The organism is Paenibacillus sp. PCH8 (assembly GCF_002968835.1).
Classification (GTDB): domain Bacteria; phylum Bacillota; class Bacilli; order Paenibacillales; family Paenibacillaceae; genus Paenibacillus.
Genome location: NZ_PKQK01000001.1, coordinates 851,166 through 872,307, shown reverse-complemented (window position 1 = coordinate 872,307; position 21,142 = coordinate 851,166). Strand labels below are relative to the sequence as shown.

Annotated in this window: 20 protein-coding genes; 8 read left to right on the top strand and 12 right to left on the bottom strand. The window is 47.7% G+C overall.

Annotation, left to right across the window (positions count from 1 at the left end; all coding sequences use genetic code 11):
• Positions 1-90 precede the first annotated feature (90 nt).
• Positions 91-1,227, top strand: coding sequence for a glycoside hydrolase family 88 protein (locus tag C0Q44_RS03785; protein WP_105406136.1), 1,137 nt, complete (start codon positions 91-93; stop codon positions 1,225-1,227).
• 150 nt (positions 1,228-1,377) lie between these two features.
• On the opposite strand, the gene C0Q44_RS03780 is transcribed toward C0Q44_RS03785, so the two are convergent.
• Positions 1,378-1,983 carry a class I SAM-dependent methyltransferase gene (locus C0Q44_RS03780; RefSeq protein WP_105406135.1) on the bottom strand — a complete coding sequence of 202 codons (606 nt, stop codon included), beginning with the start codon at positions 1,981-1,983 and terminating at the stop codon, positions 1,378-1,380.
• Between the two features lie 246 nt (positions 1,984-2,229).
• On the opposite strand from C0Q44_RS03780, the gene C0Q44_RS03775 reads away from it, so the two are divergent.
• On the top strand, positions 2,230-4,602 hold the full coding sequence (locus tag C0Q44_RS03775) for an Ig-like domain-containing protein (protein WP_105406134.1): 2,373 nt from the start codon (positions 2,230-2,232) through the stop codon (positions 4,600-4,602).
• A gap of 206 nt (positions 4,603-4,808) precedes the next feature.
• Here the strand turns inward: C0Q44_RS03775 and chrA are convergent, their stop codons facing one another.
• The 6 genes from chrA to C0Q44_RS03745 form a co-directional block, all read right to left on the bottom strand.
• The gene (gene chrA, locus C0Q44_RS03770; RefSeq protein WP_105406133.1) at positions 4,809-5,354 is read right to left on the bottom strand and encodes a chromate efflux transporter ChrA; all 546 of its coding nucleotides are present in this window, start codon (positions 5,352-5,354) and stop codon (positions 4,809-4,811) included.
• Positions 5,355-5,356: 2 nt separating this feature from the next.
• Positions 5,357-5,944: a chromate efflux transporter ChrB gene (chrB, locus tag C0Q44_RS03765; RefSeq protein WP_105406132.1), complete on the bottom strand. Its 588-nt coding sequence runs from the start codon at positions 5,942-5,944 to the stop codon at positions 5,357-5,359.
• A gap of 12 nt (positions 5,945-5,956) precedes the next feature.
• Complete coding sequence (gene chrS / locus C0Q44_RS03760; protein WP_105406131.1) at positions 5,957-6,451, bottom strand: chromate efflux transcriptional regulator ChrS; 495 nt, start codon at positions 6,449-6,451, stop codon at positions 5,957-5,959.
• A 301-nt stretch (positions 6,452-6,752) separates the two neighbouring features.
• Positions 6,753-7,868, bottom strand: coding sequence for a PAS domain-containing sensor histidine kinase (locus tag C0Q44_RS03755; protein ID WP_105406130.1), 1,116 nt, complete (start codon positions 7,866-7,868; stop codon positions 6,753-6,755).
• Positions 7,861-8,511, bottom strand: coding sequence for a response regulator (locus C0Q44_RS03750; RefSeq protein WP_105406129.1), 651 nt, complete (start codon positions 8,509-8,511; stop codon positions 7,861-7,863). The genes C0Q44_RS03755 and C0Q44_RS03750 overlap by 8 nt, the downstream gene beginning before the upstream one ends.
• A gap of 178 nt (positions 8,512-8,689) precedes the next feature.
• Complete coding sequence (locus C0Q44_RS03745) at positions 8,690-9,121, bottom strand: GAF domain-containing protein (protein WP_105406128.1); 432 nt, start codon at positions 9,119-9,121, stop codon at positions 8,690-8,692.
• 378 nt (positions 9,122-9,499) lie between these two features.
• Here C0Q44_RS03745 and C0Q44_RS03740 point away from each other — a divergent pair, with 378 nt between their 5' ends.
• The gene (locus C0Q44_RS03740) at positions 9,500-10,276 is read left to right on the top strand and encodes a Crp/Fnr family transcriptional regulator (RefSeq protein WP_258166161.1); all 777 of its coding nucleotides are present in this window, start codon (positions 9,500-9,502) and stop codon (positions 10,274-10,276) included.
• Positions 10,264-10,458 carry a hypothetical protein gene (locus C0Q44_RS30050; RefSeq protein WP_181150845.1) on the top strand — a complete coding sequence of 65 codons (195 nt, stop codon included), beginning with the start codon at positions 10,264-10,266 and terminating at the stop codon, positions 10,456-10,458. Before C0Q44_RS03740 ends, C0Q44_RS30050 begins: the two co-directional genes overlap by 13 nt.
• Here the strand turns inward: C0Q44_RS30050 and C0Q44_RS03735 are convergent, their stop codons facing one another.
• The 3 genes from C0Q44_RS03735 to C0Q44_RS03730 all read right to left on the bottom strand — a co-directional run bounded on the left by C0Q44_RS03735 (position 10,459) and on the right by C0Q44_RS03730 (position 11,728).
• Positions 10,459-10,992 (bottom strand): GNAT family N-acetyltransferase, encoded by a 534-nt coding sequence (locus C0Q44_RS03735; protein WP_105406127.1) that lies wholly within the window; start codon positions 10,990-10,992, stop codon positions 10,459-10,461.
• Positions 10,993-11,125: 133 nt separating this feature from the next.
• Positions 11,126-11,281, bottom strand: a complete 156-nt coding sequence (locus C0Q44_RS30045; RefSeq protein ID WP_181150844.1) for a hypothetical protein — start codon at positions 11,279-11,281, stop codon at positions 11,126-11,128.
• Positions 11,282-11,434: 153 nt separating this feature from the next.
• Positions 11,435-11,728: a hypothetical protein gene (locus C0Q44_RS03730; protein WP_105406126.1), complete on the bottom strand. Its 294-nt coding sequence runs from the start codon at positions 11,726-11,728 to the stop codon at positions 11,435-11,437.
• A gap of 222 nt (positions 11,729-11,950) precedes the next feature.
• Here C0Q44_RS03730 and C0Q44_RS03725 point away from each other — a divergent pair, with 222 nt between their 5' ends.
• From C0Q44_RS03725 to C0Q44_RS03710, 4 genes are all read left to right on the top strand, one after another.
• Positions 11,951-13,465 (top strand): DUF6359 domain-containing protein, encoded by a 1,515-nt coding sequence (locus tag C0Q44_RS03725; RefSeq protein ID WP_258166272.1) that lies wholly within the window; start codon positions 11,951-11,953, stop codon positions 13,463-13,465.
• Between the two features lie 269 nt (positions 13,466-13,734).
• Positions 13,735-14,361: a sporulation-specific diadenylate cyclase CdaS gene (cdaS, locus tag C0Q44_RS03720; protein WP_105406124.1), complete on the top strand. Its 627-nt coding sequence runs from the start codon at positions 13,735-13,737 to the stop codon at positions 14,359-14,361.
• Positions 14,362-14,645: 284 nt separating this feature from the next.
• Complete coding sequence (locus tag C0Q44_RS03715) at positions 14,646-15,752, top strand: Glu/Leu/Phe/Val family dehydrogenase (RefSeq protein ID WP_105406123.1); 1,107 nt, start codon at positions 14,646-14,648, stop codon at positions 15,750-15,752.
• Positions 15,753-16,052: 300 nt separating this feature from the next.
• The gene (locus C0Q44_RS03710) at positions 16,053-18,053 is read left to right on the top strand and encodes a methyl-accepting chemotaxis protein (protein ID WP_258166160.1); all 2,001 of its coding nucleotides are present in this window, start codon (positions 16,053-16,055) and stop codon (positions 18,051-18,053) included.
• Between the two features lie 339 nt (positions 18,054-18,392).
• Here the strand turns inward: C0Q44_RS03710 and C0Q44_RS03705 are convergent, their stop codons facing one another.
• Both C0Q44_RS03705 and C0Q44_RS03700 read right to left on the bottom strand, forming a co-directional pair.
• Positions 18,393-19,670, bottom strand: coding sequence for an MFS transporter (locus C0Q44_RS03705; RefSeq protein WP_181150843.1), 1,278 nt, complete (start codon positions 19,668-19,670; stop codon positions 18,393-18,395).
• Between the two features lie 63 nt (positions 19,671-19,733).
• A complete protein-coding gene (locus C0Q44_RS03700; protein ID WP_181150842.1) occupies positions 19,734-20,912 on the bottom strand; it encodes an ATP-grasp domain-containing protein in 1,179 nt (392 codons plus the stop codon).
• Positions 20,913-21,142: the final 230 nt, after the last annotated feature.

Sequence of the window (21,142 nt, the reverse complement as noted above, 5' to 3'; positions counted from 1 at the left end):
GTACGATAGAGATGCAGCGAAAGACATGAAGATGAAGATCTGGGGCGTCAAGAAAAGATGTCCGGCAGTGAATCGAGGAGGGAACTGTTCATGAACACATCAACATCGGTCAAATGGCTGGAGGAAGCATGGCGACAGGGAGCTGCCAAAACGATTCGGAATGCCAAGCGGATCAAGGATACATTTCCACACATTGCTCCGCAGGGGACGTATGACAAGAATGATCCGGAATGGTGGACAGCAGGCTTCTGGCCTGGATTGTTATGGCTGGTTCACGGGGATTCGCCGGAAAGTGAAGCGGCGGCCTCGCTGTATCGCATTGCCGAAAGCTGTGAGCGGCAACTGGAAGGATGTCTGCGTGATCCCGAATCGGTGGATCACGATCTGGGCTTCATCTGGCTGCTTAGTGGCGTAGCCAACTACAGCCAGACGGGCAGTGCGGATGGACGGCGGCGAGGCATGTTAGCCGCCAATCTGCTCGCTGCCCGCTTCCACGTGCGCGGCGAGTTCATCCGCGCCTGGAACTTCAGCTCGTCAACGATGGACACGCGCGGCGTAGCCATCATTGACAGCATGATGAACCTGCCGCTGCTCTACTGGGCATCCGAGCAGAGCGGCGACCCTCGCTTCCGCTGGCTGGCGGAAGCGCATGCGGACACCGTAGCGCGCGAATTCATCCGCGCGGACGGGTCCATCTGCCACGTGGTGGAGTTCGATCCACACACGGGGCAGAAGTTGCGAGAGCATGGCGGACAGGGCCATGCTCCAGGGTCTGCCTGGGCGCGGGGCACCGCCTGGGCATTGCACGGGTTTGCGCTGTCTTTCCGGTATACGGGCGAAGCCCGATATCTGGAGACAGCGGAGCGTGCGGCCGATTTCTTCCTCGCCATGCTTGGCGAAGAGATCGTGCCGGTGTGGGATTTCCGCGCACCTGCGGAGCATCAGGTGGCGTGGGACTCGTCCGCTGCGGCGATTGCCGCGAGCGGATTGCTGGAGCTGGCGAAGCTGTCGCCACGCGGGGAAACCTATGCTGCCGCGGGAGAGCGTATCGTCCGCGGCTTGCATGAGAACTACAGCTCTGGCGACTCGGCAGCGGAAGAAGGTCTGATTATGCAGGGAACGGTGCATTACCCGGAAGGGCGAGGGCTGAATGTGCCGATAATATACGGCGATTATTTCTATATGGAGGCGCTGGCGAAGCTGCGCGGAGGTAAGGGATTATTTTAAAGGAAAGGGGGAGCTATGGAGTAAGCCTATGAGGCGGTAGTAATCTAATATCAAGCTGTCCGTGTGTGCCCGTTTCCTTTGATGGTGGGAATGACGTCCTTCCATGGGAGACGGAGCACACACGAGCTTGAAGCTTTAATCGAATGAGTCTCACTTCGAAGGGATACGTCTCAGGATTACAAAATCGGCTGAAGATTGGTCCGGATATCGCTGCGGAATAATCTCATGCACTTTGAAGTCAGCATAATCGAAGAGATAATCAAACAGATTGCGATCTTGGATCGTATCGATCCCCGGGTTACCGTTTTCTTTCAATCGGGTGTATAGCACCACCCACGCTATCGAAGAATGCAGGACATCATGGAGGGTGTTACGAAAATCCGTTTCATCGGTAATGTGATACAGTACATCCAGACAGACCGTCAGATCGGCTTGCAAAAAACCACGGTTAATCCAAAGGCCTGGTGTATACAGCATGAAGCTCTTGGACGAATCATTGGCATACTGGGAAGCACAGCGTTGTACGGAAGAAGCGGCTACATCAACGCCCAGGTAATCCTTATAATTCATGTATTGCAGCTGGTTGCCATCCCCGCATCCAAACTCAATGACACGCTGAATGCCCTCACGCTGGATTAGTCTGTTCACGACCTCGGCTTTGAATTCCGCCAATACCCCGTAAGAACCCCTTCCGGAAGTTCCACCCGAACGATACTCTTGCTCCCAATATCCAATATAATCAAAAGGTTGACGCATATGTTTCCCCCGATCCTGTGAAATGAAGTTCAAGATAATCACTATACATAGGTTATGCGCGATCTGCGCAGGTATGAATCCGTTGATATAGAGAGTGGAGTCAGGTGATCGAAAATGATGACAAGCCGGGAGGATGAAATTAATTTCCATAGAATTCCCTGAAAATTTCCTTAAAGTCTAAACATCTGGAAAGAACTTGCCGACATTAAACATAAGGAAAAAATTGATGATAATCGGAGGGAAATGATGTTAAAGCCAAGATTGACCAAGTACATGGTGATGCTGCTGGTATTGATGCTGAGTATATCCAACGTAGGCTTGGCTGCTGCGGCAGATAAAGAACTGTCCAAAATTGTGGTTTCCAAGAATGAAATGTCGCTTGAAGTGGGTGATTCCAGCTCTGTTACGGTGACAGGTGTATATTCTGATAATACGTCGACGAACGTAACGATCAGTTCAACCTGGAGTAGCAGTGATACTTCGATAGCAACTGTATATAACGGCGCAATCACGGCCAAAAAGGAAGGTACAGCAACGATTACAGCTGCGTACCAGAGTCAGACTCAGACCGTTCAGGTGAAGGTAACGAAGAAGGTCAAAGCTCTTTCTAAAAACGTGCAAAGTCTGGATTTGCGCACGGGAGATACGAAAGATATCGTTTTGACAGCAATTTATAGTGACAATACGCCAAATGATAAGGCATCCGAGATAGCGGAATGGTCTACCAGTGACGAGAAGGTTGCTACCGTTGTGAATGGTAAAGTAACGGGACAAAGCGCAGGTACAGCAGTCATTACAGCCAAAGTCGGTAGTCAAAGCGTGACGGTGGATGTTAATGTTGAAGTGGTTAAACGTGTAGATGTAGACAAAAAGCAGGTTAATCTGCTGCTGAACAAAAGCGAAGGTGTAAAAGTGACGGCCACCTATCCAGATGGCACAACCAAAGATGTAACCGATCTGGCAGAGTGGACATCCAGCAATGAGAAGGTCGCAGATGTTCTGAAGGGTGAAATTACAGGATATTCGGCAGGTTCTGCCAAGATCACAGCGAAATATGGTACGAAATCCGTATCCGTTGACGTGGATGTGGATCTGACCAGCAAACTGAGTGTGGTAAATCAAAGCATTTTCTTCCGTTTGAGCGAGACAACGAAAACGGCTAATGTTGTTCTAACGGCTTCTTATCCGAATAGTAGTGATGTGAATGTAACCGACCAGGCGACATGGACATCCAGCAACGAGAAGGTTGCTACTGTTTTCAAGGGACAGGTCACAGCCATTAGCGCAGGTTCAACAACGATTAAGGCAACCTATAGTGGCAAAACAGTAGAAATTGCTGTAGATGTAGATACGGCAAGATATTTGGATATCAAAGATGTGAATGACAAGCTCGCCATGAGTCTTACGGGTGAGAACAAATCCAAGAAATTGGTAGCCAATGCAGAATATATTGACGCGAGTACCGAAAATGTAACTTCCAAAGCAACATGGACTTCAAGCAATGCAGATGTTGTATATGTATCGAACGGCGATCTGATCGCATACAAATCCGGTACAGCAACCATCACAGTAGCTTATGGTGGTAAATCCGTTAAGTTCACAGTGAATGTAGACGTAGCAGACAAGTATGAGATGGATAAGAAAAAAGCTTCTGTCGCTGTAGGCGGAACAACTTCTGCCAAAGTACTGGCGATTTACGGTGAAACATCCAAGGATGTATCCGAAGATGCGACTTGGAGCAGCAGCAGCGACAAGATCGCTGAAGTGGATAGTAAAGGTGTTGTAACGGGTGTTGCTACGGGTAAGGCCACCATTACAGCGAAGATTGAAGGTAAAACGCTGACGCTGCCTGTTGAAGTAGGTATGGCTAGCGGGTTGGAAGCCGATGTGAACTTTGTCGTATTGTCCGCCAAGGAAACACAGACGATCCTTCTGACAGGTACGGATGAGGACGGCAAGACACTGGATGTAACATCCGAAGCAACATGGAAATCAAGCAACTCACGTGTAGCAGATGTGAAAAAAGGCGTAATTACTGGCAATAGCAGTGGTAAAGCCAACATCACAGCAGAATATGGCTCCAAAAAAGTGACCATTCAGGTCGAAGTGGATGTCATCTCACGTATTGAAACTTCCGAACCGGCTCTTTCTCTGAAATCGGGTGAATCAGCTGATCTTACGGTGACGGCTTACTTGAGCGACGGTAGCGAGCGTGATGTTACGGACAAAGCGGAATGGAAAACCAACAGTTACAAAGTAGCTCAGGTGACCAAAGGTAAAGTCAAAGCTATGGGTTCAGGTAAAGCAAAAATCACAGTGAAATATGGCAGCAAGTCTGTAACAGTTGCCGTAGATGTGGACACCCTGAAATATCTGCAAACTGATAAGGTGACCCTGACTATGAAGCCCGGAGAAAAGGTAACATTGGTGGCAACGGCAACGTATGACGATGGCAGTGAAGCAAATGTCTCCAAACCGGCTCTATGGAAATCTTCCCGTATTGCGACAGCATCGGTGAAAGATGGAATCATTCAGGCGAACGGTAAAGGTAAAGCAACGATTACAGTAACATTTGCAGGTGTGAAAACCAAAGTAACGGTAGTGGTTGAGACGAAGTAATTGGTTCTTCATATGCAAATGTGCAATTCAATATGCGGTGATGTCAGCTTAACGGCTGGCATCATCGCTTTTTCTATAAAATGATGTAAAAAAACGCCCAAAAGTCTATTTATACACATGTAGCAGATGCATAAATGGAATTCGAGACGTTCCTTATCATCGGAGTGCCAGTATAAATATTCATTAGTTGAATCTATTCTAAAAAACTACATCGTATGAGACAGTACCAGTGCACCATAGGCAAAAGCAATCACGATCAGAATGGCTGGATGCAGCTTGGTCTTGGTCATCACCCAGAGCGAGATGCCTGCAATGACTAACGTCTGCCAGATGCCGATGGAACCGGTGGATACTTGGCCGAATTCCCAGGTGAGCAGAATCATGAGTACTGCGATAACGGGCTGCACAAGTAAGGTCATACCTTTGACTTTGGGTGAAGTACGATGCTTGTTGAGTAGACGAAGCAATAAAATCAATGCGGTTGCGGAAGGCACGATTGTCGCAAAGCTTGCGATGACTGCTCCGAACCAGCCTGCTACGTGGTATCCGACGAATGCGGCAATTTTGGTTGCGATTGGGCCGGGAAGGGCGTTGCCAATCGCCAGTACATCCCCGAATTGTTCTGTGGTCATCCAATGATAGTGATTCACGATCTCTTCCTGCATTAGCGGTATGGACGCCGGGCCGCCCCCATATCCCAAGATGTTGGCTACGAAAAATCCCATAAATAAGTCCCACCATGTCTGGAGCATCCTTAGGACACCCCCTTATCGGACTTGCCTTTGGACTTGAAGCGCTGGACCAGATCCATATGGAAGACACCGTATCCAAGGAAAACGGCAATCACAATCCCCGGATGGATATCCAGTAGCTGCAACAGTACAAAGGCAATGACGCCGAATAGGGCGGCAAACCCTTTGCCGAGTCCCTTCCAGGCTTTCATGGCGAATTCGTAAGCCATCATGCCCAGCATGACGAATATGACAGGCCGGACAGCGGCTACCATGCCTGCGACCACTTTCGACTCGCGTAGCGCGTACATGGAACCGAGCAGGGCAATAATGGCAATGCTTGTCGGCAAAATATGAGCGAGTACGGACACGATCGCGCCCAGCACACCTTTGGTTTTATAACCCAGATAGGCGGCCATCTTGGTCGCGATGGGACCAGGCAGGGCATTGGCAATCGCCAAAATCTCGCCAAATTCCTCATCACTGACCCATTGGTAACGCGTAACGGCCTCGTAACGGATCAACGGAATAACCGAGGGCCCACCGCCATATCCGAGAATTCCGGTTCGTACCATTCCGATGACGAGTCCGTTGTAATCTTTCCAACTCATGCTGATGTCCTCCTAGAGTCTCATGCCCATCCGGCTTTTATAACGTTTTAACAACAGCTGTGATTCCACTTTGACGATGCCTGGCATTTTGTAGAGCTTCTCCAGCAAGAACTGCTCCATCTCTTCCATGTCGGCAAAAATACCATGCATGTGCAGGGTACTTGGACCTGTCATATGATAGAGGCTGGTAACGGCCGGTTCTTCGTCCAGTTTCTCCGCGACTTCATCGAGGAAGGGCGGTTCGACATCGACATTGAAAAAGGCAGAGACCTGAAGCCCTACCTTGCCAGGGTTGATCACCACGGTGAAGCGTTCAATGATTCCTTTCTCGGATAGCGCATTGATGCGTGCTTGAACGGCTACACGAGACAGACCGATCTGTGTACCCAGGTCCGTATAGGAGATCCGGCTATTCTGGTGAAGTGCGGCGATGATTTTGCGATCCATCTCGTCCAGGTTGTACATTTGTGGAATTTCTCCTCCCTTGGAGGAGCGCTTCTCTGACATGTTGACCATCCTTTTCTTCGCTATATGGAATGAATAATGATATTTTGTTAAATATACAATGTGTATGTGACATTCATAGTTTAATGACGAATCGTAACTGGAGTCAATCTATTTATCACGAATATTGAATTTTACTGATTTTCGACTTTCAATTTGTCATTTAGACTAATCCCAATATGGCATAAGCCATGAGAGCTAGTGGAGATAGATAGAAAAAAGCCACTCGCATAGTCCAATAGCGAGCAGCCGTTGAATTAGATAATTAACTTGAAGCGCATAGAACGATACAAAGCATGTGCGGTTATCCTTGTGCTATTTTGGGCAGAAAAAGAGTCACGGTTGTGCCTTCTCCAGGCTCGGAAGATACCCTCAACGTTCCTCCTGCTCCACGGGCACGTTCTTCCATACTGAACAAACCAACACCATTACCGGCGGTTGCTTCATTGAAACCAGCACCCTGGTCTTCGATAATAACCAGCGTCATCTCCTCAGCGTCTTCAACGGTGACACGCGCCTCAGCTACGTCGGCATACTTCGCAACATTCGTTAAGGCTTCCTGGATAATGCGGTAAATGGCAATTTCCCGGTTCATCTCCAGTCGTTTGCGCAGATTACATTCCAGATCAACTTCGATCCCGTAGTGACGGGTATAATTCTCAATATATGTTCGAATCGCCGGCACAACGCCCAGATCATCCAGAACGGATGGTCTCAATTCCCATGCCATGCCACGTACATCTTCCATAATACCTGTGACCTGTTTGCGCAATGCTTCGACTCCAGGTTGAGGCTGATCTGCAAGCAGTCTGTCCATCTGAATGACCAGAGAGAAGAGACTTTGTCCGATTCCGTCATGCAGTTCACGCGAGATTCGGCGCCGTTCCTCTTCCTGAATGTTCATAACCTGTGACATCATCTTCTGCAATTCGCCTTCGACTTTCTTCAGCTTGGTTACCTCACTGCGTACAGCCAAATATTGATAGGGTTCGCCATCATTATCGAGAAAAGGCACAATGGTGGTGTTCACCCAATAATGGCTGCCATCTCTGGCACGATTCCGAATCTCCCCGTTCCATACTTTGCCGGAGGATATCGTATGCCACAGATTTTTGATAAAGCTTTTGCCATGGTAACCGGAATTAATGATCCGATGATCCTGACCGATTAATTCTTCGCGTGCATACTGTGATATTTCACAGAACTTATCATTCACATATTGGATTTTGCCATTGCGGTCCGTGAGGGCTACGATCGAGGACTCATCCAGCGCAAATTTCAGATCACCAAGCTGATGCAGGGAACCCTTCAGTCTACTGCGAAATTCATTATCTCTAATGTGATTGTCGATTTCATTCAGCAGCAGCTGTACAGGCTGGTCGGCAAGTCCGCTAAGTCTGTTCTTGCGTGGACTACTCAAAGTTCAGCAACCCCTTTTTCATGGCAAACTTCACCAGTTCAGGCCTTGTGCGCAAGCCAAGCTTCTCCATTAGATTGCTTTTATGGGATTCGACCGTTTTGACACTGATGATCAGATTTTCGGCAATTTCCTTGTTGGCGTATCCTTTCGCAATCCAGGAGAGGATTTCTTTCTCCCGTTCGGACAGCGTATCATAAGGTCCGGCATTTTCTTGTTTGGCTTTGTCCAGATACTCGCTCATTAGCCGTTTGGTCGCACTCGGGTACAGATAGGCACAGCCATCTGCTACAGAGCGTATAGCGGCGAGCAATTCCTCGTGCGGCGCACTCTTGAGAATATATCCGGAAGCTCCGGCGTGGATCGCGCGGAACAGATACTCCTCATCATCATGCATGGTCAGAATCAGGATCGCGAGATCCGGCATTAATTTCTTCAATTCAGCGGTAGCTGTCAGACCGTCTTTGCCTGGTGGCATGCTGAAATCCATCAAGACAACATCCGGCTTCAATTCTTGAGCCTTGGCAATGGCTTCATCGCCATCGGCTGCATCTCCAACGATATGTATATCATTCTTTCCTTCGAGCAGGGCAATCAGCCCGGACCGTACGACAACATGATCGTCTACAACTAATAATTGAATCACATCATTTCCCCCTGTCCGCTTCCACAGTTCTATCTATATCATAACAAAAAAAGAAGCAATCCAGAGGTTAAATCTCCGAACTGCTTCTCATTTTGTATGCCGGACGTCACGTTATGGATGACATGACAATCCATGATGTCGAAATGATCGTGAAGTAGGGTGCCATCTCTAAATCTTTTTAACCATACACTTTGGGGGCGAGCTGTAACGTAGCTTGCTCCGCCAGCCTGACCGTATCCGGTGAGAAGATGCAAGGCTGTCTGCTACCAAGGAGCAGAACGGCATCTGGCACGCTTCCTTCCTGAAACATGGGCACTGCTATAGCACAGACCAGCCGCTCTGCAAGCATTAAAGGACAACGTGCGGGAATATATTCCCCTTGAGATTGTTCATCTATCTGAGCTGTGCGCCCTGTTCGGAGCGCCGTACCCACCAGATCTTGTCCGGGGCGCATTTCCATACGTTTCACTCGTTCGTTGCTGGCACCAGAAGTATGTTTCCAGCGCAGCATGGATCCGGTTATACAGGCAATTCCACAGAAATCGCTGATGGTATTCTGGCGCAGGCCGTCAATCATCTCCTGAATGCCAGGTGGCAGTTCATCATGCATGAGAGGACACTTCCTTTATCGGATTATATCGAGCATTCCGCTGCAATCTTTATCGGTAACCTTGGATCAAGGATCATCTTCCAAATAAGGGTATTACGATGGTAGTACTATTGTAGTCCGTTTCTCGTACATTGTAATTCAGGGAAAACCCCTATTTCCGTTCTATAATTTACTGAACCTGGGCGATATAGGACTCCTGGATCAGGTATACCAAGGGGTCGAAGAAATGCCAAGGATGGGGCATATTCGTGAAATGTGATTTTTCTCACAGCAAATTCAGGGAGTTTCAAGGGAAGGATCAGGTAATCCCCCGATAACGCTGGTGCTACTTTCGCGGTATGATAGAACCATAAGGAAACACCGAGGGGGACGATGGTTATGGGTACAGTATTCGTAGAAAGAACAACCCAGGCGACAGAACGGAAACAGACGGAGGCGGGCAAAATGACACGGGAAACAGGCGGAATCCTTTCGTTCGTGACAGCTGAGCAGTGGGACCTGATTGAAGCGAAAATGCAGCCCAAACGGGTGAAGTCAGGGTACAGTCTCTTTCTGGAAGGTGATGAAGCCGGATATCTGTACTACATTCGTTCGGGACGAGTGAAAATGACCAAGTCGACGGAAGATGGTAAAGAAATCATTCTATCGATTCAACAAAGCGGCGATCTCATCGGTGAATTCGGTGGCATCGGTGGATTGAATCATAGCTACAGTGCAGAGATGGCGGAAAAAGGGGAACTGGCCATTATCTCGCTTGGCGATCTGGAAAGTATACTCAGCAAACATGGCGATCTGGCCTTGAAATTCTTGCAATGGATGGCATTATCGCAACGGATTACCCAGTCGAGATTCCGTGATCTGCTGCTCTATGGCAAGGCGGGTGCGCTGGCTTCGACACTGATCCGTGCCAGCAACTCGTATGGCAAGGTTACACCGGATGGCATCGTGCTCGACATGAAGCTGAACCATACTGAGCTGGCAGAGATGATTGGAGCTACCCGGGAGAGTGTTACACGGATGCTGGGTGCGTGGAAGGAACAAGGTACACTGGATATGATGGACGGCAAATTGATGATTCGGGATCTGGCAGCCCTGCGCTGCATGTGCGGATGTCCTACATTCCCAAGCTGCCCGACAGAGTTGTGCCGGCTGTAATAGGCTTATTCCGAGGTGCAGAGCGAGCAAAGGCTGCAGCTTGTGGAACAGAACAGATTGATGGTGCTCCACCTCCACTGGCGATTGGGGTCGTTACGGAGAATAAGATAAAGCTGGCGTCTGGTATATTCGGCGTCAGCTTTTTGTGTATCAAGAATATTTTGCTTCATATCATACAATAATCACTGGGCTCTATATTCTTTGGCGAGGATCGAATAGATCACCGAATCATGAAATGAACCTTTGTAGAACCAGTGCTTCCGTAGCAGACCTTCCCGCTGCATGCCGATCTTCTGCATCACGTTCTCCGAAGCTGAATTGTTGGGTCGACATTTGGCGTATATCCGGTGAATGCCGAGTTCATGGAAGCCAAAATCCAGTAGAGCGCTGGCGGCTTCGGCGGCATAACCTCTTCTTTGGTGAGCGGGGTGGAGGACGTAGCCGATCTCGGCATTGGTGTTCTCCATCACATGAAGACCCACGCCGCCGATCAGTGTACCGTCCCTTTTCAAACCTATTGCAAGTTCATAACCCTCTCGTGGCTCCGCCCCTTGTGAACGGATTACATGCTGTACATAAGCGCGTGTATCCGCTTCCGTATTCGGACCCCATGCGGTATGCTGTGTAACTTCCGTCATGGATGTATAGGTATGTATGCTCTCCCAGTCGCTCTCCACAATCTCCCGGATGATCAGTCTTTCGGTTTCCAATTGCATGATGAACCCCTCCCTATTCTTGGGCTTTATGCTTCTTTCAGTGTACATCGTACAACAAAAAAAGCCCATGAACGGATTCAATGAATGAATCTGTCATGAGCCATAGTGTATGCCTACGATATATATTTGAATGCTATTGTGGTTGTTTACATTGAACTGCGGGATACGTATATGCCAGCTTGCGAATAATTTCCTTTTGCCATTTCACATCACCCAGATGGGTTGCCAGGTTCAGAAGATCCAAATAATCGTCAAGCTGCAGATCAGCCTTTTGCAGAGGTGTATTCATTCGATGTTCGTTCCCCTTTATCTATAAAGTCGTAAAATCATATGCAGTAAAAAGGTACAGAGAGACAAGTTCAATAATGATAATCATTATCATAGTTATATCATTATTATGCAATGAACGACGGCAAAATGCAATGCCAAGCAGTAAATGAATTCAACTTTTCTCAGAAAAAAGGCTCATCCACAGCACATAAGGAATGTACACACCCAGATATGCAGACGGATACAGGAACCAGCCATTCAACAGGAAATGGTGAATTTCAGTGGTGAATGTTGTCATATGGGCATTCGTAGCGTACAGATCTCCCGCGATGACGGTTGCCGCACTATAGAAACAGAGCAGCGCAAGAATGTGGAACAGTCGGGTAACCATCCGTGAACGAATAGCAACATAAGCCATAATCAGTGGAACTATTAACAAGAGCACCAGAAATACCAGCTTCATCATCGTTTTACTCCTTCGGCAAATGGATTGTAATGATCATCAGTATGGGCAAATCGGTGCTATCTCAAAAGTTTTTCAAAAATTTTACAAAAAGAAAGAGGAATTCAGCATATGAACCATTAAATTAAAGGAGGACAACCATTATCAGGTAATTTGGAGGAGGAGAAAGGAAATATGAAGAAGGCATTATGGCAGCACTGGATCGGGGCATTCCTGGTCTTTATCATGATGGCAACCGCATTGTTGGGGCCGGGTTCACAGAGTCCAGTACAAGCGGCAGCACCACTTACGGTATCTCAGGCCATCGCTGCCCAGAGCGGTGGAGGAACGGCGACGGTTGAAGGAATCATTGTTGGACATGCTACCGGCTCGCTCACAGCCAAGTTTACATCTCCGTATGCCAATGATTTTAATGTTCTGATTGCGGATTCGGCGTCAGAACGCACCAACACCAGATTATTGGATGTACAGATCCCTTCATCTTTCCGTTCGCAATATGGACTTGCTTCCAATCCTGGTCTGGTAGGCACAAAGATCATCGTAACCGGAACTTTGGGTGCTTACAACAGCTACGCCGGAGTCAAAAACCCAACGTCCATCACGCTTTCCTCCGGAACAACCAATCCTGATCCAGAACCGAACCCTGGCACAACACTGCCGGATGGTACCGGCAAGAAAGTCTTGTTCGATAATACCCACGCCCAGACAGCTGGCGCTGCGGACTGGATTATCGATGGCGCATTTTCTGATTTTGCCAACGGTTTACGAAACGCAGGCTTTACTGTGGATCAGCTGGAACGCAGCATCCCGTATACATTTGGTGAGCAAGCCATCACCTATAATACATTGAAAGATTACCACGTCTTCGTCATCGGCGAAGCCAATGTGCCATTCAAGGCGACAGAGCAGGCTGCGCTGGTGCAGTATGTACAGAACGGAGGAAGTATCTTCTTCATCTCCGATCACTACAATGCAGACCGCAACAAAAACCGTTGGGATTCTTCCGAAGTATTCAACGGGTATCGTCGTGGGGCTTTTCTGAATCCGGCTAAAGGCATGTCTTCGGCCGAAGCCGAATCACCTGCCATGCAGAGTGTTATTAGCTCGGACTGGCTGGCGACGAACTTTGGTGTTCGTTTCCGCTACAATGCACTCGGTGATGTAAATGCATCGGACATCGTTGCACCTGCACAATCCTTCGGCATTACAGCTGGCGTGAGTTCTGTAGCCATGCATGCCGGATCGACCATTGCAATCATGGACCCGAACAAGGCTAAAGGCTTGGTGTATGTTCCAAGTGACGTGGCCAAGTGGGGCAATGCCGTGGATCAGGGCGTATACAGTGGTGGTGGACGAGCTGAAGGTGCCTATGCTGCCATTGCGAAGGTTGGTGCGGGGAAAGCCGCGTTCATCGGCGACTCTTCACCTGTGGAAGACGCGACGCCAAAATATTTGCGTGAGGAGACTGGCGCGACCAAGAAGACTTACGATGGATTCAAAGAGGTGGACGATGCTACATTCCTGGTAAATACCGTGAAATGGCTTGCGGTAAAAGAAAGCTATACCAGTCTGGCACAAGTGCCTGGACTGACATTGGACACAGCGACCAGCCTGCTTCCTATGGAAGCTCCGGCCGCATCGACCGAGCCGCAACTTGAGCCATGGGCTGCACCCGCGGCAGGATACAAGTGGTATGACCCGACTACATTCAAGTCCGGTTCATATGGTAAAGCTCAATAATTAATGATGAATGCAGAGGTGTAATGCAACCAAATAGGACATTGGAGAACGAACTCTTTCGTGAAATAGACAGGGTAAAAGCGAAAAAGGGGCTGACCGTGCAGATGTGCGGTCAGGCTCTTTTTGTGCCGGTTCAACTATAGTTACAATCACGATCACGAATGGCTCATACAGCTATACCTTTGCATAAATGCCTGCTCCTGGGGGGAAGGTATGGATACTATTGGTGTGACACGAGACACAGACCCAACCAGAGGAGGAGGCGAAGGATGAATCGGCAAGCAGACTGTGATAGTTCCTCAATGAGGCAGAAGCTGAAGGCAGACCTCCATCGTGTGGCAGATCGAATGAATCTAACGTTATCCCGGTTTGACCATGATAGTGTCTGTCTGCTAGGGCAATTTGCCGAGATTCGAGCGGAGATCAAGCAGATTGAGGTGCTCGCCTCTTCGTTTTATCTGGATTGTTACCTGTCACCCTTTACCGAGAAGTTCGCTGAGTTAACGTCGAGCGTGCAGCATCTGTCAGATCGCAGATACGGTGCGTTGATTGTGATTGAACGAGAGATTCCGCTGGAGACCATCATCCATTCCGGGGTAGCGGTAGATGCCAGAGTGACTCATGCACTGCTGGAATCCCTGTTCATTCCAGGTGCGCCTCTGCATGACGGGGCCGTTCTTATTCGTGGTAATCAGATCGTATCTGCCGGTAATGTACTGCCTTTGTCGCAGGCAGAAGTGCATGAACGTAAGATCGGTACACGTCATCGGGCAGCGCTGGGGTTAAGTGAGATCACGGATGCGGTGGTGCTGGTCGTCTCCGAAGAGACGGGGCAAGCCTCGTTCGCCGTTGATGGCGATCTGCATCCCATTAATGTGGTCGAAACGCTTCATTAAATAGAGGGACTTCTCCTATTCTTCGACGATTATGATGAATGGTTGTTGCGGCGAATATACCTTTCTCCTGTAAAGGGGAGAGGTTTTTCTCATGGATACGGAAAGAATGATAACCAAACATCCGATAAGTTGCCCCGGCGATATGAGATGTATGGATAGCTGCTGCTCTGACAATGCGATGTGATTTTGCACAAACTGGGTATTCATGGGTACAATAGAGGATGGTAAATAAGCAGGGAACAATGGAATGGATCGCAAAAATGGTTGGAGGAGACGGTTAGCACATGAGTTGGTTTGAAGCAATGGAGTATCACGATTATGAGGAACTGGTCCTGTGCCAGGATCGAAATTCAGGGTTAAAGGCCATTATCGCCATACACGACACAACACTCGGCCCTGCGCTTGGTGGCACACGGATGTGGACATACGCTTCAGAAGAAGCAGCTATCGAAGATGCCCTGCGCCTTGCCCGTGGGATGACATATAAGAATGCAGTATCCGGCCTGAATCTGGGTGGTGGCAAAACGGTGATTATCGGAGATCCGCGACGTGACAAAAATGAAGCGATGTTTCGGGCATTTGGACGATATATTCAAGGATTGAATGGGCGCTATATCACCGCTGAAGATGTGGGCACGACCGAAGAGGACATGAACCTGATCTATCAGGAAACTGATTATGTGACAGGCATCTCGCCAAGCTATGGTTCATCTGGCAATCCTTCACCTGCGACCGCTTGGGGTGTATATCGTGGAATTAAGGCAGCAGCCAAAGAAGCATTTGGCACCGATCTGCTGGAAGGCAAAACGATTGCCGTCCAGGGGGTGGGCAATGTGGCGATGCATCTGTGCAAATATCTGTATGAGGAAGGCGCCCGTCTGATCGTTACAGATATCCATAAGGATTCGGTTAAACAGGCCGTAGATCGCTTCGGCGCGACCGCTGTTGATCCCGCAGACATCACCGGCGTGGAATGTGATATCTATGCGCCATGTGCACTGGGTGGCACGATTAATGACGATACGCTGAGAACTCTCAAGGCGAAGGTCGTAGCGGGTTGTGCCAACAACCAGCTGCTGGAGACCCGTCATGGAGATCAGCTGTATGATATGGGCATCGTATATGCCCCCGACTATGTTATCAATGCAGGTGGGGTAATTAACATCGCGGATGAGCTGAACGGTTATAACGCAGATCGGGCATGGAGCAAGATCGGAGAGATCTACACCAGTCTGGAGAAAATATTCGAAAGCTCACGCACCGAAGGGATCGCAACCTATGTGGCTGCAGATCGTCTGGCGGAGCGACGGATTGAACAGATGAAGAATGCGCGTAGCACATTCCTGCAGAATGGTCATCACGCACTGAGTTCCCGGAGATTGCGCAAGTAGCTGAATTATAATAGATCATGGTGTTTTTGCAACAAGGCCTGTTACGTATTGACAATCCATTCCAAAGATGGATCTTGTTGATCTGACAGGTTTTTTTATATGTTTTCAGAACTGGAAACATATAAAAAATAGTGGCAATATAACCCCTTGTCCATAAATTCTACTATGTATTTTTCCGATAATGTATATACCACATCAATCAGATGGGGATAGGAAAGTGGGGAGAAATGGTAAATGGGGAAAAGACAGGGGTTCATGTACAGGATAAGAAACATTTCGCTTAAAATCAAGTTGCCCATCATGCTTAGTTTATTGGTAATTATGGTGTTGGCTGGAACGACGTTCACCAGTTACTTGATCTCGTCTGACATCGTAGTCAAAAAAAGCAAGGATGAAATTAATGTGTTGGCAGACCGCCTTGGGGGAGGGCTCTGGACTGCCATGCAACTTCAGCAACAGCTGAGTCATGCTATATCCGTACATAGTACTTTTGGAGAACTGTTGAAGTTACGTAATACCAAAGAAATGACAGATGAAACCTTTTTCACCGATGAGAATCCATATTTCAAAAAAGCGAACACGATTCTCGCCGACAGTATATCGGACACGGAAGGTGCCAAGCCGGACCTGTACGTATTTGATAAGGAAGGAATCATGGTGGCGGGAACCATGCCAGATGTGATTGGGCAATCGCGCGGAGATCGGGAATATTTCAAGGAGTCCATTCAAGGGAAATCCTTCATCAGTGACGCGATCGTCTCAAAGACTAGCAAGAAGCTGATTATTGTATTCTCGGAGCCCATCACGGATGAAGAGGGAAATATCCTTGGTGTTCTCGCTATGACAGTGGACAGCAATTTCTTCCTGGGGCAGCTTGGGGAGATTCAGATTAATGGCCAGGGCAGGGTTGAAGTTCTGAGTCGAAGCGGGATCATAATGTATGATTCCTTGGATGCTTCCCTTGCGGGACAAACTCTGGAAGATGATAAGGAAGCGATGAAATCTATAGAAGCCAGGGCTACGGACGGAGTGAAGATTAGCTCGATGGATCAGAACGGGAAGTACTATCGTCTCAATCAGATTCCAGGCGCCGATCTGACGGTTATGATTGTTGACGATTATGATGACATCAAGCGCCCGGTAGATGATATGCTCAATCAGATGTTGTTGTATACCTCAATTGGTCTTGTCCTGGCTATTGCTCTGGGATTGTTGATCTCTCGTAATATCACCAAACCGGTTATCCGTTTGTCGGGACTGTTCAAGCAATTGGCTCAAGGTGATCTTACTGTCAAGGCAGACGACCGTTACAACAGTGAATTCAAGGATCTGGCTGAGAGTTTCAATGGCATGGTAGAGCAGAACAGGAATCTGATTACGCATATGAATAGTTCGATTCATGTACTGCAGGCTAGCACGCAGGAGCTGGAGGAGACATCCAGACAGACGGCAAGATCCATTGAAGAGACATCGGCCACCTCGATGGGGATCGCGAAGGCGATGGAGGCTCAATCCGAAGATACCGAGCAGATTGCAAGCAAATTTAACAACTTTGGCGATAAAGTGATAGCCATGAACAGCAGTGCACAGGATGTGAAGACCAAGGCAGATGAGATCGAAAGTGTATTCTATAATGGGAATGAAGTCGTCAATGAGTTGATGCGTATTAATGAGATTAATGAACGTGAAGTGGAGAAAATCTCTGAAATTACAGTCAGACTTCAAACCAGTTCCGGCAGCATTAGTCAGATCACGGAAGCAATCAGCCAGATTGCCAAACAGACCAATATGCTTGCATTGAATGCTTCCATTGAAGCGTCACGGGCCGGAGAACATGGCAGAGGATTCGCCGTTGTGGCGGAAGAGATTCGTAACCTTGCAGAGCAGAGCTCTCGCCAGTCCAAGGAAATCTCCAGCATCATTGAGCAGAATCTGGCGGACGTAGCCGAGAACAATCAAAGTGTTAGCGAGATTCATACGATCTCGTCCAGACAGGATGAACTTGTTATGGAGACCCGTAAGGCATTCGATGTCATTCTGGAGAAGGTGACGGTCATTAACCAACAGATCGCCACGATGGCAGGACAGATGCAGGAGATGTTACAGAACAAGGATGATGTGATGGAATCAGCGCACAGTCTGTCTGCTTCAGGTGAGCAAGTGTCAGCTTCTGTGGAAGAAGTGACCGCTACCATGATGGAGCAGTCCTCCACGGTGCAACAGCTGGCGAATATGGTGGAGACTATCGATCAATTGACGCAAAAGCTGGCCGAATCAGCTGCGAAATTTAAAGTGGATTAGAATGGACTGAAATGCACCCAATAGTGTCACCTCAGTTCGTTAGCCCAAGTGCTCGAATCATCTGCTGGAGTTCATGTGGAGTTAGAATAAAAAGTGGATCTTCCGAAAGTTTCAACAACAAAACACGAAAGGGACAAGGCAGAATGAATCTCTGCTTCGTCCCTTTTTTATGCGTTGATGTTATGCTTTTTCACCCATATTCTTCTGAAGGGCTTTTGAGACAGCCCCGTCTTCACTTCCGTCTCCATGATAATCCATAGTTGGGCGCTGGGAACCGAGGCTGATTCATATTTGGAAGGATGGTATACAAAATCGTCTACGGTTCGGCATTCCCAGTGTTCAGACACTTTGTGAGAAGTCCTGCGGCTCCATCTTGCTTTTCTTTGTTGATCTTTTTTCGATATACCAGAGAATGATCATACACAACGCATAGACCAGACTGAAGGCCAGAATAATGATCCATACACTCTCCATGTCCATGCTTTTGATGAAAATGCCTGTCAAATATGGACTAAGTGTATAGCCCAGACAACCTACGAATAGCAGCAAACCGTTAAACCGTCCCTGATGGGTATCGGGTACACGCGAAGCGATATACAGATTGATATTGGTCTGCACCAGGATCTCTCCAATGGTCCACAGCACTGTGGAGACGGCAACGATGGCGAAATGAGGAAAGTAACCCAGCAGGTTCAAGGCACCAAATCCGATTCCATAGAATAGCGCGCCCGTGGCTATGGAGTTTAGGGCAGTTAATCTGCGTGTAGCGGATAGGATCAAGGTGGTCAGAATAATGACGCTGATGGCATTAATGGTCATGACAGAGCCATAATAAGCTGCCCCGTTCTCTCCGAACGAATGATTCATCTGGAGCGGAAGGCTAAACGAGTACTGCATATAGATAAAATAGTTAAGAAATGACACCACGATGAAGAAGGCGACGAGCGGATTTTTCATCAGCAATCTGAATAGTGGAGAAGGCGGTTGGCTCGATTGTTGCTGTTGTTCAAATGCTTGACGGTCTGTTGAAGACGATTCTCTGATTATGCTGACCTTTACCTGGTTGATGATAATGAAGGTGGATATCAGAAATACAGTACCGATACTTATAAAGACGATGTTGACATGATCCTTAATGAAAAAACCGGCTACCAATGGTCCGATGGCTATACCCAGATTGGCCCCCAGATACATGAGGGAGAAAGCGGACTTGCGCTCTTTCTCCTCCGTGCACAGTTGAATAATCAATGCGTTATAGGCAGGACGGGTAATGCTAATGAAGAACATGACTGCGATTAGTAAATAGCCAACCGTAATGGTGTCTGACCAGAACGAACAGCATATAATTATGGTGGCGGACAATAATTGCCCGGTGACGATAATCGTTTTTTTGCCCATAAGATCACTTAAATAGCCACCAAGCAGTACTCCGGGTCCGCTAATCAGGGCTGCCATAGACACAAAGATCCCTGCACTGACAACATTCATTCCCATCTTCAAAGTCAGGACCAAGGTAATCAGAGAAAACACAAAATCGCCTGTGCTGTTAATTGTTCTGGCTAAACAGAGATAATATATATCGCGGCTCAGACCCGCGTATGTTTTGTATAGAGACAATAATTCCAACCCTCCCAAACAACGGTCCATTCAGGTACATGACGTTATGACCCATCATAGATGCTATACGGTCTCAGCAACCGTAACTTCAATCTGGAAGCGATCGTACATATCCAGCAAAGTTTGACGCAATTCCTGAAACGAATCCCCTTCCACAATGGCAAAGCCTGATCGGGTCATCGTATCACTTACATCCCCTGCGCGTTGTCCCACTTGATAGGATACATTGAATTCAATGATGCCTGAGATATCCTCATAGTCTTCCATCCCCGAGATGCTTTGAATCACTCCTGCGCGCGAAGGGAAGCAGATCATGCCTGTGAATTTATTGCTCGTCTCTTGTCTAGTGAACTCATATATTCCAACTTCCAGATCAGTGACGGCTTCGAAGAAATCAACGCCATGCGTGTTCTTGATACAAGGAGGCATAACATGCGATCCCCCGATTCTGGCCCCGATCTCTCCAAATACCACTTCTCCTTCCGGAGTTAGAAATAGCTCGGCATGTGTTACGGATTGATTGATTCCCAGTGCAGCAATTACTTGTTCATTGAGTTGTTTGATACGGTGGATAAAATTCGCTTCAGTGCCTTCAGGGAACGTAATGCTTGCTGGAGGTTTCTGCTCAGTTGCAATGTCCAGACAGTTATACAGGTATTGGGAAACGGATGAAAATACAACTTTACCCTTGGAGACAATGGAATCACAGTGAAATTCCGTGCCGTTAATGAATTCCTCCAGCAGATCCCTTTGCTGCTCTTGTCTTAGATTTTGGAGATAATGAATCAGTTCTTCCTTGCTGGAAAGTTTAAACGTATTAATACTTCCGTATCCGCTCAGTGGCTTCACAATTATCGGGAACCCGTGTGCATCCGTGAAACGAATGTAGTCCTGTTCATGTAGAGCAATTGCAATTTCGGATGTTCGAATTCCGCGTTGATGAAGCATCTGTTTCATAATCCATTTGTTGCGGACGGCTTCAGCCTGATTGCGCTGCATACCGGGGATGCCGAATTCGGATCGGATCTGACCGCCAATCTCAATGGCATTTTCACCCGGAGTTAACAAAGCTGCGATGGAATGGGATTCTCGGATTTGGATCATATGCTCTCTGATTGCATTCGCTGATTCCAAGTAGTCGACATATCTAATCTCATCAAAGAAGTCCTGGAGCAGATGATCATTGTGCAGATTATGACGTTCAATAATTAGAATCTTCTTGTAATCAGTAAATTTCCTCAAAGGTTTTATGAAGTTTAAGCTAAATGGAAGCCTGAAATCAGATATGTATACAATGGTTCTCATAAATCCTCCTTTTAGGTTGAAACAATAATGGGAAAAAATTCATTCTGTAACATTATAGCTCAATATTTTCCATTTTCAATACAGTTTTTTGTAAAATATATGATCAGAGATACATATTTTTGTTACGTTGAAGTGTTAATTGACAACAGGAATTTTTTGGTATACGA

What these genes read in the sequence shown, in the direction of transcription:
- C0Q44_RS03780 (WP_105406135.1), bottom strand. Translation starts at nt 1,983, where the DNA reads ATGCGTCAACCTTTTGATTATATTGGATATTGGGAGCAAGAGTATCGT.
- chrB (WP_105406132.1), bottom strand. Translation starts at nt 5,944, where the DNA reads ATGAGTTGGAAAGATTACAACGGACTCGTCATCGGAATGGTACGAACC.
- cdaS (WP_105406124.1), top strand. Translation starts at nt 13,735, where the DNA reads ATGAATCGGCAAGCAGACTGTGATAGTTCCTCAATGAGGCAGAAGCTG.
- C0Q44_RS30045 (WP_181150844.1), bottom strand. Translation starts at nt 11,281, where the DNA reads ATGAATACACCTCTGCAAAAGGCTGATCTGCAGCTTGACGATTATTTG.
- chrS (WP_105406131.1), bottom strand. Translation starts at nt 6,451, where the DNA reads ATGTCAGAGAAGCGCTCCTCCAAGGGAGGAGAAATTCCACAAATGTAC.
- C0Q44_RS03735 (WP_105406127.1), bottom strand. Translation starts at nt 10,992, where the DNA reads ATGCAATTGGAAACCGAAAGACTGATCATCCGGGAGATTGTGGAGAGC.
- C0Q44_RS03725 (WP_258166272.1), top strand. Translation starts at nt 11,951, where the DNA reads ATGATGGCAACCGCATTGTTGGGGCCGGGTTCACAGAGTCCAGTACAA.
- C0Q44_RS03730 (WP_105406126.1), bottom strand. Translation starts at nt 11,728, where the DNA reads ATGATGAAGCTGGTATTTCTGGTGCTCTTGTTAATAGTTCCACTGATT.
- C0Q44_RS03710 (WP_258166160.1), top strand. Translation starts at nt 16,053, where the DNA reads ATGCTTAGTTTATTGGTAATTATGGTGTTGGCTGGAACGACGTTCACC.
- chrA (WP_105406133.1), bottom strand. Translation starts at nt 5,354, where the DNA reads ATGCTCCAGACATGGTGGGACTTATTTATGGGATTTTTCGTAGCCAAC.
- C0Q44_RS03740 (WP_258166161.1), top strand. Translation starts at nt 9,500, where the DNA reads ATGGGTACAGTATTCGTAGAAAGAACAACCCAGGCGACAGAACGGAAA.
- C0Q44_RS03715 (WP_105406123.1), top strand. Translation starts at nt 14,646, where the DNA reads ATGAGTTGGTTTGAAGCAATGGAGTATCACGATTATGAGGAACTGGTC.
- C0Q44_RS03745 (WP_105406128.1), bottom strand. Translation starts at nt 9,121, where the DNA reads ATGCATGATGAACTGCCACCTGGCATTCAGGAGATGATTGACGGCCTG.
- C0Q44_RS03775 (WP_105406134.1), top strand. Translation starts at nt 2,230, where the DNA reads ATGTTAAAGCCAAGATTGACCAAGTACATGGTGATGCTGCTGGTATTG.
- C0Q44_RS03785 (WP_105406136.1), top strand. Translation starts at nt 91, where the DNA reads ATGAACACATCAACATCGGTCAAATGGCTGGAGGAAGCATGGCGACAG.